The sequence below is a fragment of the Bradyrhizobium sp. CFUWI genome, from assembly GCF_056429085.1.
Genome location: NZ_JBWJZE010000002.1, coordinates 713,033 through 726,736, shown reverse-complemented (window position 1 = coordinate 726,736; position 13,704 = coordinate 713,033). Strand labels below are relative to the sequence as shown.

At 64.9% G+C, this 13,704-nt stretch carries 12 protein-coding genes; 4 read left to right on the top strand and 8 right to left on the bottom strand.

Annotation, left to right across the window (positions count from 1 at the left end):
* Positions 1-97: 97 nt before the first annotated feature.
* From AC066S_RS07105 to AC066S_RS07085, 5 genes are read right to left on the bottom strand one after another with little or no spacing between them, the layout of a single operon-like run.
* Positions 98-703 carry a DUF3306 domain-containing protein gene (locus AC066S_RS07105; RefSeq protein ID WP_478269292.1) on the bottom strand — a complete coding sequence of 202 codons (606 nt, stop codon included), beginning with the start codon at positions 701-703 and terminating at the stop codon, positions 98-100.
* Positions 700-1,215, bottom strand: a complete 516-nt coding sequence (locus AC066S_RS07100) for a DUF3305 domain-containing protein (RefSeq protein WP_478269291.1) — start codon at positions 1,213-1,215, stop codon at positions 700-702. Before AC066S_RS07100 ends, AC066S_RS07105 begins: the two co-directional genes overlap by 4 nt.
* Positions 1,212-2,219, bottom strand: coding sequence for a DUF6352 family protein (locus AC066S_RS07095; RefSeq protein WP_478269290.1), 1,008 nt, complete (start codon positions 2,217-2,219; stop codon positions 1,212-1,214). Before AC066S_RS07095 ends, AC066S_RS07100 begins: the two co-directional genes overlap by 4 nt.
* Positions 2,216-2,755, bottom strand: a complete 540-nt coding sequence (locus AC066S_RS07090; RefSeq protein WP_478269289.1) for a DUF6505 family protein — start codon at positions 2,753-2,755, stop codon at positions 2,216-2,218. The genes AC066S_RS07095 and AC066S_RS07090 overlap by 4 nt, the downstream gene beginning before the upstream one ends.
* Positions 2,752-3,438: a biotin/lipoate--protein ligase family protein gene (locus AC066S_RS07085; protein WP_478269332.1), complete on the bottom strand. Its 687-nt coding sequence runs from the start codon at positions 3,436-3,438 to the stop codon at positions 2,752-2,754. The genes AC066S_RS07090 and AC066S_RS07085 overlap by 4 nt, the downstream gene beginning before the upstream one ends.
* 218 nt (positions 3,439-3,656) lie before the next feature.
* On the opposite strand from AC066S_RS07085, the gene AC066S_RS07080 reads away from it, so the two are divergent.
* Both AC066S_RS07080 and AC066S_RS07075 read left to right on the top strand, forming a co-directional pair.
* Positions 3,657-5,627: a 4Fe-4S binding protein gene (locus AC066S_RS07080; protein ID WP_478269288.1), complete on the top strand. Its 1,971-nt coding sequence runs from the start codon at positions 3,657-3,659 to the stop codon at positions 5,625-5,627.
* Positions 5,628-5,675: 48 nt separating this feature from the next.
* Positions 5,676-5,975, top strand: coding sequence for a hypothetical protein (locus tag AC066S_RS07075; protein WP_478269287.1), 300 nt, complete (start codon positions 5,676-5,678; stop codon positions 5,973-5,975).
* A 104-nt stretch (positions 5,976-6,079) separates the two neighbouring features.
* Here AC066S_RS07075 and AC066S_RS07070 read toward each other — a convergent pair whose 3' ends face one another.
* Together AC066S_RS07070 and AC066S_RS07065 are read right to left on the bottom strand one after the other, a co-directional pair.
* Positions 6,080-7,342, bottom strand: a complete 1,263-nt coding sequence (locus AC066S_RS07070; RefSeq protein WP_478269286.1) for a c-type cytochrome — start codon at positions 7,340-7,342, stop codon at positions 6,080-6,082.
* A 752-nt stretch (positions 7,343-8,094) separates the two neighbouring features.
* A complete protein-coding gene (locus AC066S_RS07065) occupies positions 8,095-9,090 on the bottom strand; it encodes a Bug family tripartite tricarboxylate transporter substrate binding protein (protein ID WP_478269285.1) in 996 nt (331 codons plus the stop codon).
* Positions 9,091-9,332: 242 nt separating this feature from the next.
* On the opposite strand from AC066S_RS07065, the gene AC066S_RS07060 reads away from it, so the two are divergent.
* Positions 9,333-10,469: a GNAT family N-acetyltransferase gene (locus AC066S_RS07060; RefSeq protein ID WP_478269284.1), complete on the top strand. Its 1,137-nt coding sequence runs from the start codon at positions 9,333-9,335 to the stop codon at positions 10,467-10,469.
* Positions 10,470-10,495: 26 nt separating this feature from the next.
* On the opposite strand, the gene AC066S_RS07055 is transcribed toward AC066S_RS07060, so the two are convergent.
* Positions 10,496-11,713: an FAD-dependent oxidoreductase gene (locus AC066S_RS07055; protein WP_478269283.1), complete on the bottom strand. Its 1,218-nt coding sequence runs from the start codon at positions 11,711-11,713 to the stop codon at positions 10,496-10,498.
* A gap of 420 nt (positions 11,714-12,133) precedes the next feature.
* Here AC066S_RS07055 and AC066S_RS07050 point away from each other — a divergent pair, with 420 nt between their 5' ends.
* Positions 12,134-13,480 carry a lipopolysaccharide biosynthesis protein gene (locus AC066S_RS07050; protein WP_126255944.1) on the top strand — a complete coding sequence of 449 codons (1,347 nt, stop codon included), beginning with the start codon at positions 12,134-12,136 and terminating at the stop codon, positions 13,478-13,480.
* Positions 13,481-13,704 lie beyond the last annotated feature (224 nt).

Below are 13,704 nucleotides of genomic sequence, written 5' to 3'. Positions count from 1 at the left end.
TCGCTTTTGTTACAAAGCACTAGGTAAGCGTAATCCTGGTTCCGCGGGCGGTCAATCGCTCCTCATAGGCTTAGCCTATAGCCTTTGGTCGCGTTGCTCAGCGCGGCAACGCACCACCATGCGTGCGAGTCCTGATCGGTTCAGCAAGGTCGGCCAACCGGTCAACCGCCGCCGGTTGCGTTGCAACAGGGATTGCCAATGGGTCGGTCGCGTCCGACGGCTCGGTGACATCGGCGGTCGCTGCGGCATCGGCTTGATGCAATTGAGGCAAAGAATCCGCTGCCCCGACCTCGGGAGCGGATTGGAGTGCCTCACGCACGCCGCCGACGACGCGATCGACCAGCGCGGCCAGCTCCTCCGAGGAGCAATCCAGTGGCCCAAAGCCGGGCATCGCAGTCGGGTCGTTGAAGTCCCACGCATTCTCCGCAAGCCCGACGAAGTCGCGAATGCCGGGATCGGTCGCCCAGGCGCGGCGAAGAGCCGCACGGCTCAACTCCTGTGGAATGTTCTTGCGCAGGAAGGCGGTGATGTCGGTCGCCGCATTGATGTCGTCGATCGACGGCAGGCTGGAGAGATCAAGCTCGCTCTCGGCGTTCCCGGTCTCGGCCGCCGGCGTGGGCTGTGTCTCGGCAGGCTTCGCCGGCTCCGCTCGCGATTCGCGCTTGCGGCGGGACCACCGCGAAAGGAACTCCTCCTCGCTCATTCCTGTCCGCCTTCAGGTTCGCGCCGCGCCAGCGCCTCCGGGTCGGCGCGGCGCCGCTTGCGCTTGACGAACTCCCGCTCGACATGATGCTCGGCAACGAACTTTTCAATTGTCTCAAGCAGGGCCTCCGGCATCGGCACCGCCTCGACCAGATTGTCGCCGGCTTCGGTAAAGCCCTCACCCTCCGCAGGATCGGCGGTCACCGCCGCAACCGCATAGGGCCAGACGCCTTCCGATGGCGACAGCACGGTCCATAGGCTTGGATTGCCTGACGCGAGATTGTCGCGATAGCGCGCCGTTTCGGAGGGATAAAGCTCGATGGCCGCGCTTCCGGCATAGAACAGGGTGGTGTCGTCCTGCTCCCGAAGCACGGTCCAGGGTGTTGTGGCCGGCTCGTCCGGCAGCACGGCGATCCCGCGCCAGACGAAGTCGACCCAGGGCGAGGCAGCCTTGCGCCGCTCGACCACGACGCCGACGGGAATCGAGAGGGTCGGCAACGCCGCAGGGCTCATGTCGCCATCTCCAGACGTTTCACCGGCAGCCCGGTCAGCAGGTTCTGCGGCTTCAACCGAAGCTTCTGATCGGGCGTCATCGACAGGATCAAGTAGACGGGCTCAGCCCCGACATCGTCGAGCGCCTGGCTGGAATCCGCAAAGGTCAGCCGGAACAGCGCAAGCACGCGGTCGGCGCTGCGCTCGTCGAGCTCTTCGCCGCGCCAAAGACGGTCGCCAAGCCTGGTGGCGTCGGCGTCGAGTCCGACATACCAGGTCAGCCTGGCGTCCTGCAGTGCCCGCAGCGGCTCGATCGTCACGTCGATGCCGAGCAGATGGGATACCCAGCGCGTCATCGCCAGGGCCAGCGCCGCTGGTCCACGCCCGTCTGGCGTGAGGTCGAGCGCCATGTCGAACTGGTCGCTGCGCTGCCAATAGGCCTGGGCATTATCCTCGCTCAACACCTCGACCGTCGCATCGATGGTCGCCCCCAGCATCGACATCAGAGAGAGCACGGGGGTCGGGCTCCGGCCGCCGAGGATCTCCTCGTCGCCGAGCAACAGGGCCTGCTCATGCGGCAGGATGCGCTGGATCCGGAAGAACAGCTCGGCCGCGCGCAGCACGAACGGATCGTCGCAGCCATCGAGCGCGTTGCGCAGGATGACGTGCACGAGCTGGTTGACGAACAGCGGCGGCAGATCGTTCGCTCCGGACCGTACGAATGCCAGATAGGCGGCTTCGAGCGTCGGATGCCGCACCAGGAGATCGCGAAACGCCAGCACGAAGCGCCAATTCTCCCGGGCATCGGCGTCGACGATCCCGGCGATCTCGTCAGCGCTGACCAGGCGCCGCGGCTCGGCGAGCAGTTCGCGGTGCAGCCGGCGTTCGACCGGGCACGCGTCCTCCGGCGCCATCAGTTCCGGACGGGCAAAATAGGCCTTGAGGAACTCATCGGTGACGCGGAGCCCGCCGCCCTCGTCGCGATCGAGCAGGTGATGACCGCACGCGATCCAGAAATCGTTCATCTGTCGGTCGGCTCCCGGCCCAGATCCGCAAGCTTGAGATCGCCGTCGGGCTGGACGTCGTCCTCCATTTCCATGAACGAGAACGCCTTGCCGTGGCCCTGCCCGTCGCGGAGCTGCAGCCGGCGGAAGGATTCGCGCACCTCGCCATCGCTTGAGCTGCGGTGCACTGCAATAAGCGAGCTGATCGGATGGCTGCACAGCGACTGGGCGAATGCGACCTCTTCTTCCGCGGCTGTCCTCGCGGCAGCCATGTCCGGCGCGCCGAAACGATCGACCAGCTGCCTGGCCAGCAGCTCGATCAGACTGTGGTAGTCATCCGCGGTGGCCGGAACGATTTGCGCCAGCGTCGACCAGCCCCAGGATTGCACCCCGAGGAAACCGCCCCGAAACGCCGCGCGCTCCTTGCCTTCGAGCCGGGCGCCGTCGCGATCCCAGAAGCGGAAGGCGCCGGAGACGGCCCATTCGCCCGGCTCCGCGGCCACGTCGAACACGAAGGTGTCGGAGGGATCGAGCGCGATGGTGCGCAGGAGCTTCACAGGCGCGGTCCTCCAAGTGAGGGATCGAGCCAGGACGGCGTCGCGAGCGCCTGCACGAGGTCGCTTCGCTCGACCCGATCCGTCCCGATGCGGCGTGTCAGAACATCGCCGCGGTCGTCGATGCGCTGCATCGTCTGCCGTTCGCGCGGCATCCGGGTGAGATAGTCGCGCGCGAGGCTGTCAAAGCCGTCGACCCGCCAGCGATCCAGCGCCAGCATCAGGTGCCGGGCGAAGCTCTCCGTGATCTGCACGGCGCCGACCTCGCCAAAGCCTTCCTGATCCAGGGCCGAGGCCAGCGGGTGAACGCCGGGATCGTCATCGCTCATGGCCACCGTCCGGATCATGGCTGCGAATACCAGCCAGGGCGGCGGCGCATCCTCGTCGGCATCGGACGGCCATCCCATCCGGCCGCCGCCAACCAACCCGCCGTCGATCCTGACCACATCGGGCCAGCCGATCGTAATCGGCTTGCTCGGCGGCGCATAGGCGCGAAGCGCATCGGTGAGCGCGACCATGCCGGCGTAGAACGCGCGCCGCGCGCTGCGCAAGGGCTCGGCCGGCTCGAGCACGACGGCGAACTCTGCGAGGTCGAAGCGGCCGACAAAGACGAGCGTACCGGCGCCGCTTTCCGGTGCAATGCGGCATGCGTGGGCAAAAGCGTCGCCACTCTCGCGCAGCCGCACCAACGTGAACGGCGGCGGCAGGTGAATCGGTTCCGCCAGGGAAACATGGCTCACTGGGGTCGACGGCAGACCGTCCTCCGCTTTCCTTTTCTTCCCGATGGATAATGTCTATACGAGGCAAGGGGCCGGCGCGAGTCCATCGTCGGCGCCCGAATGGCGGAGGGGTTAACCTGGAGCAGCCAGCGAAGACCGTCCTGATCTGCTCGTGCGAAGGCACGATGCGCCTCGACGCGGCCGCGATCCGGCGCGGATGTCCGAGCAGCGAGATCAAGAGCTTCAGCCATCTCTGCGGTGCGGAGCTCGATCATTTCCGCAAGATCGCGGCGACAGAAGGCGCCTTGACCGTCGCCTGCACGCAGCAGGCTGCGCAGTTCTCGGACGAGGCCGGCGACCGGTCCGATGCGATCAGTTTCGTCAATATCCGCGAAGCCGCCGGCTGGTCGCGCGATGGTGGGCGCGCCGGCCCGAAGATGGCCGCCCTGCTCGCGTCCGCTTCCGTCCAGGCACCGGACTATCCTCTCGTCACCTTGTCGAGCGAGGGCGTGGTCCTGATCTATGGGCGCGATGAGGCCGCGATCGAGGCCGGCCGCCTGCTGGCCGATCACCTCGACGTCACGGTGATGCTGAAGCAGCTCGACGACATGGCGCCGCCGGCGGCGACGGTCTTCCCGATCGTGAAGGGGACGATCCGCTCCGCGAAGGGGCATTTCGGCGCCTTCGAGCTTGCGATCGACGACTATGCGCGTCCCCGCCCCTCCTCGCGCGATCGCTTCGTGCTGGATGCGGCGCGAAGCGGCGTCACCTCGCGCTGCGACATCGTGCTCGATCTTTCCGGCGATAGACCGCTGTTTCCCGCTCACGACCTGCGCGACGGCTATCTTCGCGCCGACACGAAAGATCCCGCTGCGGTGCTGCGCGCCGTGCTGACTGCCCGCGATCTCGTCGGCAGCTTCGACAAGCCGAAATATGTCAATGTCACGCCCGCTCTTTGCGCCCATTCGCGCTCCAAGCGCACAGGCTGTCATCGGTGCCTCGATCTCTGCCCGACCGGGGCGATCACCCCCGTCGGCGATCATGTCGCGATCGACCCGAACATCTGCGCGGGCTGCGGCCAATGCGCGGCGGCCTGTCCAACCGGCGCTGCATCCTACGCGCTGCCGCCCGCCGATACGCAGCTGCAGCGAATTCGCGCCATGCTGCTCGCCTACCGCGAGGCCGGCGGCGCGAACGCCGTGCTGCTCTTTCACGACAGCCCGCACGGCACGCCGCTGATCGATGCGCTGGCGCGTCACGGCGACGGCCTGCCGGCGAACGTGCTTCCCTTTGCCGTGAACGAGCTGACCCAGCTCGGGCTCGAGGCGATCGTCGGCGCCTTCGCCTATGGCGTCTCCGCCGTGCGCTATCTGCTGCGCGCCAAGCCGCGTCACGACGTCACCGGACTGTTGCAGACGATCGGCATGGCCGAGGCGATCCTCGACGGTCTCGGATTTGCCGGCCGCCGCCTCGCCACCATCGAAACGGACGATCCCGACGCGCTCGGCGAGCATTTGACTGACATCGGCACCCTCGCGGCCGTCGCAACGCCCGCGACCTTCAAGACCGTAGGCAATCGGCGCGACCTCTTGCGCTTCGGATTGAGCGAGCTGCATCGTCTGGCGCCGAAGCCGGTCGACGTGATCGCGCTGCCGCAGGGCGCGCCGATCGGCGCGGTCCGCGTCGACGCCAGCGGCTGCACGCTGTGCCTCTCCTGCGTCTCGGCCTGCCCGACCGGCGCGCTACGGGACGATCCCGACCGGCCCGTGCTGAAGTTCATCGAGGATGCCTGCGTGCAATGCGGGCTGTGCGAGAGCACCTGTCCCGAGAAGGTCATCAGCCTCGTGCCGCAAATCGATTTCCGCGCCGCCCGCGCGCCCGCCGCTGTTCTCAAGGAGGAGGAGCCCGCGCTCTGCGTCCGTTGCGGCACGCCGTTCGGCGTGAAGAGCACGATCGACCGCATCGCAGCCAAGCTTGAAGGCCGCCATTGGATGTATCCGGCCGGCGACAAACGGATCGAGACGCTCAGGATGTGCGCCGACTGCCGCGTCATCGTCACGAGCGAGCAGCAATTCGATCCATTCAAGGGCGTTCCGGAACGAACACCACCGCGCACCACGGACGACTACCTGCGCCAGCGCGAGGGCAAGGACTAGACAAGACCACCAGACTCAAGGGGCAGGAAACCAGGGGGAAGCATCACCATGTCTCGTTTGATCGCAGCTCTGTCGACGTGCATGATCTCCATCGCTCTCGCCGGCGGAGCGGCCGAAGCTGCCGCTCCTCCGCTGACCAAGGCGCAGAAGGTCGCCGTGAAGCAGGCGATCGTCGGCTGCAAAGCCGAGGCCAAGGGCAAGAAGATCGCATGGCTGTCGCGCCGCAAATACGTCAACCATTGCGTCGCGGAGGCGCTCAAGGAGCACCCCGGCATCGACGTCATTCAGATCCTCAAGCAACATCAGGAGATGAGGGATCTTCCGATCGACAATTGGGATTCGATCTGAGCGGCGGCTAAAGCGCGATGCGACTGGGATGAATCGTCATCGCGCTTTAGGTTGTTGTTCAAGCATGATCCGGAAAACCGCTGCGCACTTTTCCGGATCATGCTTTAGCGCGACGTCACGCGGCCAAGGAAATCGGTGAGCGCGCGGCGATCCTCGGCCGAGCCGATGCGCTGCTCCGGCATCCTGGTGCCAGGGGTGTAGGCGTTCGGTCCAATTTCGAACAGCTTTGCAACCGTCTCTGGCGTCCAGATGATGTCCATCGACTTCAGGGCATCGGAGAAACGGTAGCCCGGCAGCGATGCGATCTTGCGGCCATACAATCCTGCAAGCGTCGGACCTGCGCGCTGCACCTCCTTCTCCGACAGCGTATGACAGGCAACGCACGCCCGGAACACGTCGGCACCATGATCGCCGGCATAGGCGGCGAGAGGATCGGGCGGCAATCCTGCCAGGATCGAGCCGATGGGATCGCCGGTGCGCGCATTCCAGCGTCTGATCTTGCCGTCCGCACCACCGGTCAGCAGCGTCTCGCGATCCGGCAGGAAGGCGACCGACCATACCGGCAGACCAGGTCCAACCAGCGTTCGCAACAGGCTGCGCGACTTGCGATCGATGATCGCCACCGTGCCGCCGATGCCGGCCGCAGCGATCAAGGTGCCGTCCGCCGACATTGCCAAAGCCACCACCGGCGTGGGACTGGCCGCGACCTCGCCGCTGACTTTGCCCTCCCTGGTCAGCATGCGCAGCCTGCCATCGACCGCAGCGGTGACGATTTCACCATCCGGCGCCACGGCCACGGCGTTCAGCGGCGCCGGCAACGTCACGGTTTCAGGCTGGCCATCCGGTAAATGCCAGATGCGCAGCGCAAGATCGTAGCCGACGCTGACAAGCCTGCCGTCCGGCGTGAAGGCGACGCCGTTGACGTTCTGCGAATGCCCTTCGAGCACATGCGACGTGCCGTCCGATAGCGACCAGAGCCGCACCGTCCGATCCCACGATGCCGATGCGAGAAGCGATCGATCGGGCGACACGGCAAGCGCCACGATCGGCGCGACATGTCCCTCCAGCACGCGGTCCGGCTGCGGCCGGCCCGCCGTCCAAATCGCAATCCGTGCGTCCGCGCCGGCCGTTATCATGCGGCGGTTCGTCAGCAGGACGACCGCATTGACGCCATCAGCATGATACCTAAGCACTTGCTCTGCGCTATCCGTCCTGAGGGACCAATGGATGGCCGACGTGTCGAAGCTCCCGGACAGAAGCTCGTCGCCGTCGGGGGAAACGGCAAGCGCCCGGACGGGGCCACCGTGTCCCGCCATGTCGGCCTGCGCGGATGCGACGGCAAAGACGGCCCACAGTGCGGCAGCCATCGTCGCGCACAAAGGTGATCTGGTCATTCCCGACCGGCCCTGGTCACATGCACGCTCTCAAGATTGCCAGAAGCGCCGGCAGAGATGAATATCGGAACCGGCCTACTTGGCCGGCGCCGTCGTGGTTTTCGACGATCCCTCTGGCGCAGCCTGCATTCCAGGCGGACTCTGACCTTGCGGACTTTCGGCGGGGGCGCCACCCGACCCCGTATTGATCGGGCCGGTCCAGCCTTGCGGCTGTCGCTGGCCCTTGTCCTCGGGCGGGGTTTGCGCAGCCGATGAGCCGGATTGTGCGGGCTGCGCGTAGACGCTTCCGGAAAGGCAAAGTGCTGCGAAGCACAAGGACGTTGTCAGCAATTTCACGCGGAATCCTCCCATCTCCGTACTGAAATGGGCCAAGCCGCCTTCCGTTCCGAAGCGTGCAGCGCAATAACCGACTTTTGGTATCGCCCGGATTAGTTTCCGACTGGTCACATCAAGGATGTATCGTATAGATGGCTTGATGTTCCAATCGAGAGAGTCTGAAGATGAAGGCCTTTTTGCTTGGCTGTGTCGTGGCCTTACTGATGGCGATTGCGGGGATGGTGGTCTTGAACGGAGTCCAGGAGCCCGTCGCCCAAGCGTTCGCTACGACCGGCGTGCGTCTCTGACATCGCGCCAACATGGCTGGATCGAATCCGAGCGCCATGCGGTCCGGGCTCATGTCGGAACGAGCGCTCTAAAGCCCACATTATGACGTCGGCAAGCTCATCTCAGTCACGCTTCAGCCCGATCGCCTTGACGACCGGAGCCAGGCGGGCCAGTTCGTCCTCGACCAGGCGCTGAAACTTGTCGGGACCTGAATCGACGTCAGGCTCCAGACCTTGCGAACGATAGCTTTCCTGCAACTTTGGATCGGCCATCGCCGTACGGGTCGCCGCAGCGATCCGCTCCACGATCGTATCCGGGGTCGCTCTTGGAGCGAACAAGCCGAACCAGCCGGCGTATCCGAGGCCGGGCATGCCGGCCTCAATCACCGTCGGAATGTCCGGCGCGCCGCTCAACCGCCGATCGCTCGTCACGGCGATCAGCCGCAACTTGCCCGCATGATGCAATTGCAGGATCTGGCTCGAGACCACCGCAATCACCGAAGAAATCTGGCCGCTCACCAGGTCGTTGGTCGCGGGCCCCATGCCCCGATAGGGGACATGGATGAAGTCCGCCCCGAGGCCGGATTGCCGTCTGAACATCTCCCCGACGAGATGATTGCCGGTGCCGAGCCCCGGCGTGCCGTAGGAGAGCTTGTCCGGATTGGCCTTGGCAAAAGCTGTCAGCTCCCGCAGATCCTTCACCGGCAGGGACGGATGAACCGCGAATGCAAGCGTGCTGGTGATCAGGCGGTAGACGGCGCGGAAATCACGAACCGCGTCGTAGGCCGGCTGAGCCGAAGAGAGCGGGATCAATACTTGGGTGCTGCCATTGCCGAGCAGAAGGGAATAGCCGTCGGGTGCGCTCTGCGCCACCGCGGCGGAGCCGATCGCGCCGCCCGCGCCGCCGATATTCTCGACATAGATCGGCCCCAGCAGCGGGGCAGTCCTGTCGGCCCAGGGACGGCCGATCTGATCGCCCGCGGCGCCGGCCGTATAGGGAATGACCAGCCTGATGGGCCGGGAGGGGTAATCGTCAGCGGCTGCGCCAGCGGGCCAGGCAGCCAGCGCCGCGATCCGTGCCGCCGCATCGAGCAATTCTCGTCGTGAGAAGAGGGACATTGTCTGCGCATTCAGGACTGTGCCGGCGATGTTACACGAATGACGAGGTCTGGAAATCCATCGCGATCGTGCAACAACATCCAGACGGATCCGAGACTTAAGACTTTGATAACGATACGAACGTGGTTGAGCGCATTGATGCAAATCGCACACCGCCGGTGTCTCGCCCGTAACGACCCTGCTATAAAGCGCAGCTACGGCTCGATCGATCTTCGCGAACTGCCTGGTGTCCTTGATTGCGCATGAACAAGCTAAGCAACACGTTCGACGTCGGCATCGAGCAGTCGTTCGACTTTCTATCCCCGGAATATGCCGGGCTGTTTGATCGCTCGGCCGCGACCGCGTTCCAGCATCCGATCTGGCTGCACAGCCTCTACGCCAGGCTCGCCTCGCATGCCGGCGCGGCACCGCTGGTCGTCGTGGTCCGCCACCGCGCGACGGGGGCGCTTGCGATGGTGCTGCCCCTGCTGCGGATCCGGCGCGGTCCGATCCGAACGGTCGAGTTTGCCGACCTGCGCGTCTCCGACTATCTGGCACCGGTTTGCAGCCCGGAGGTGTTTTCGCAGCTGCTCGACGACGCGGAGGCCTGCGCGCAGATCCGCCGCCTCGTTCGCCCTTTCGATCTGCTGCGAATGACCAAGCTGCCCGACAGCCGGCTTCCGATCGAAAACCTCCTGGCTGCATCGCGCCGCGTGTCGATGGACACCAATGCCTACGCGACGGTTCTCGTCGCACCGTTCGAGCAATGGCGGGCCAGTGCGCTCGATCGCTCCTATCAGAAGGAGCTTGCAAAGAAATATCGCCAGCTCCAGAAGAAGGGCGCGTTGAGCTTCTCATGCTGCAACGACAGCGCCTCCGTGCTCGAGACGATGGAGGTGATGAAGAGGTTTCGCGGTCCGCGCTTTCAGGCACAAGGCGACGGCGACCTGCTTCAGCGTCCCGAGTATTTCGGCTTCTATTCCGACGTGGCCCTTCGTGGTCTCGGCAACTTCGTACGCCTCTACGCCATGAAGATGGACGGCGAAGTGATCGCGGCCGTGCTCGGACTGTGCCATCGGGACAGCTTCCTCGTCATCATGAGCGCCTTCGACATTGCCGGGTACAAGAGCCAGTCCCTCGGCGCTCTGATGTTCGAGCAGGTGGCGCGGGACTGTATCGAGCGCGGCGATCAGATGCTCGATTTCACCATTGGTGACGAGCCATACAAGAAATTGTTCGGCGGGCAGCCGTCGCCGATGTGGGCGGTCACGCAGGTCGGCAGCCCCGCAGGCGCCGTCGCCCTGTTCGCGCTGAATCAGGCGCCCTGGCTGAAGCTGGCGGCCAAGCGGCTAGCGGATTTGCGGCCCCCTCCTGCCCGCACGCCGACGCCTACGCGCTGATCCGGCGGCGGGCGAAAGACGCAGGCTCAGGCGCGCAGCGCGCCGCGAACACGCCCGAGCCAGCCCGGATGCATCTGATCGACACGGTGTGTCAGGCTGCGCCGCAGGAAGTGCAATCGGCGCCGGACATCCCAGCCGATATCGTTGCGGGACGTCAGGGCCTGGCGGAAGCGCGCCATCTTCAGCGACTGCTGGTCCGCCGCGATCTTGTCGCGATCGGAATAGAACTGCGAAGTCTTCTCCTGGCCCATGCCGGCGGTCATGAGCCATCGCGGCGCATATTCGGTGCACAGACGATCGACGTCCACCAGCAGGCGCGCGACGCCTGTGCCGGCGGCAGGACAATTGGTCTGGAACGCATCGCCGATGAGCACGACGCCGGACTGCAGGTGTCCCTCGACGACGGTCAGATCCATCACCCAGTTCTGGACCCGGTCCGCGACGCGGAAATCGCCGAGATAGGGCCGCAATCCCGGCAGCAGACGCAACAACGTCGCCTCCGGCTCGCGACGCAGCTCGCGCATGATCGGATCGGTCGGGTCGCGGAACATGAAGAGATTGGCCCGCATGCCGGCGCGGACGGGAAACAGGCTGAGATAGTCGATGCCGTCCGCCGTGCGCTCGCCATAGCAGGTCAGCGCCTCGAAATCGAACGGACGACCATCCTGGCGGACAATCGTGAAGCCGAACGACACCGAATGGCGCTCGGCCAGCACGCGCCGCCTGATCCCGAGCTTGTAAGCGAGAGCTCCCGCCATGCCTGTGGCCAGAACGACGAGGCGCGCGGTCACTTGCCGTCCGGAGGCCAGTTCGAGATGCTGGACGTCGTCGCTGCAGCTGATCGCCGCGACCTCGTCGACGATCAGGCCGGATGAATCGGGCATCTGGCTACGAGCCATGGCCACGAGATCGGCATAGGGAAACCCGTAGGCCTGGCCGACGCTGACATCGACCACCTTGCCTTCCCGGATATTGAGCACCTGATCATATCGACAGGCGACCTTGTCGAGCGCGTCGAGGAAGCCCAGCTTGCGGAGCATCGCCAATTGATGCCCGCCGATCTTCTCGACCCGGAATTCGTCCGGATAGACCGCGCGCTTGTCGATCAGAGCGACGCGATGCCCTGCCCGCGCCAGCACGGCTGCCGCAAGCGATCCCGCAAGGCCGCCACCGACGATGGCGACGTCCGAGTCGATGGTTGCGGTCTCGCCCCCGTCGACCGGCTCGGTCACGGTTCTGGTCATGGCTCCGGCTCCCACGGTTAACGGCGTCTGCAGTGCAATTCTCTCGCCTGATGTCGCATCGCAGGGCGAGGTGCGAACATTTCCTGAGATTGAGGTTAATGACCGGAAGCGCCCAGTTCGCCGACTCGCCGCGGCACGCGTCTTGCTGTCCCGAATCCATTCTGCGCGCGAGCCCAAGATCGCGCCTTCTCAGTCGTCGATGCGGCGCCATGCCGTCAGTCGCGCGACCTGGAACTCGCAGATGTTGGACAATGGAGACAGCGATGTTCCAGAACGAAGCAACCGGCATCACTGCGATATCGCCGCGACCGCCGAAATCCTCCAGCTCGTCCATTAACACTCGCGTTTGCTCGACATGCTAGGTTCTCGCCGGTATCGGAACATGTCTCGTCAGGGGAAGCGCAGCCCCTTAACCCTTCCATGATCGCATCCATTCTCCAGTTCATGCGGCGCGACGTCACGCGCGGTGTTGCCGGGACCATCCTGCTCAAGGTTGGCAGCGGCGTGCTCGCGTTCGCATTGTTCTCGCTGGCGGCGCGGACGATGTCGCCTGACGGCTTCGGCATCTTTGCGACCTGGCTTTCGGTTGCGCAGATTGCAGCCGTCGTGGGACTGGTCGGCCAGGAATCCTTGCTGGTGCGATTCCTGAACGAATATCAGGTCGGCGAAAGGCCGGACCTTACCAAGGGCGTCCTTAAATCGAGCTTGAAGATCGCCTCGCTCGCAATGCTGATCGTGATCGGCGGGATCGCGATAGTCGCGAGCATGAGAGGCAACTGGTGGCTGCTGATCCTTGCGGTGTCGGCCTACACGGCCGTCAATGCCGGATTGATGCTCGGAAGCCAGATCGCGCGCTCCCTGGTCAGCATTCTCATGGGCGAAGGAAACCGCGAGTTCCTTTGGCGGGCCATCGTCGTCCTGTTCCTGCTCGTCATGCTGCTCGTCCATCGCCAACTCGATCCAGCCGAGATGTTCGCGGCGATGACGATCGCCATGTCGGTTGGCCTTGTCGCACAGATCGTATCCGTCGCGCGCGTGCTGCCGGATCTGCGTAGGACGCCGGCGCGCTCGGAGACGTCACGCTGGCGATCGAGTGCCCTGCACTTCTGGATCGCATCGATCCTCGAAGTCGCCAGCCAGTATCTCGACGTCATCCTGGTCTACTGGATGCTGGATCCGACGACCGCAGGAGTCTACTTTGCCGCCTCGCGCCTCGCCAACATTTTCGCCATGGTTTCCGCGGCGCTTTACACGTTCGGTGCGCGCCGGCTCCCGTCGCTGTATTTCAGCAAGAACCTCAGAGAATTCGAGCGGACCTCGCGCTTGATGGCGGAAGTGACTGCGCTGTGCGTCGTCGCCGGTCTCGCCACGATCTGGATCGGCGGCCCCTATCTCCTCAACCTGTTCGGACCTCATTTCGCCGAGCAGCATTCGGTCCTGATCGTGCTCGCAATCGGAACCGCCATCCAGGCGGCGGGCGGCCCGGCTGCTGCGATCCTGCAGCTGACCGGCCATGAACGAATCTATGTGCCGGTTGTCGCCGCCAACGTCGCGCTGCGGCTCGTCGGATTTCTCGTCCTGGTCCCCTTCCTCGGCGTGCTTGGCGCGGCGATTTCGACGACCGTGTCGCTCGCGCTCGCGACCATCGCCCTGAACGTCCTCTGCCGCCGGCGCAGCGGGGTGGATCCCTCAGTTCTCGTGCTCTTGCGCTTCCCTGCATCGAGGCGTGGCAATTACGCAGTTCGCAGCGCGGACTCGCGTGACTAGGTGTCGTCACGCGCCGCTCGCGTTATCAGCAGTTGCGCGCAGGATCGATTGGTTAACGCGCCTTCTGTGCGCCAGTCGCAAGCCAGCGGAAATGCTGCGCGAACCACGGCGTCGCAATGAGGTCGCATTAACTCCGTTTGTTGCTAGCCGGTGTCCGCGGGATGCCCGCATGATAGGTACGGAGTTAAGAAGGTGAAGATTTCGTTGCTTTAGCGGGTCGGGAT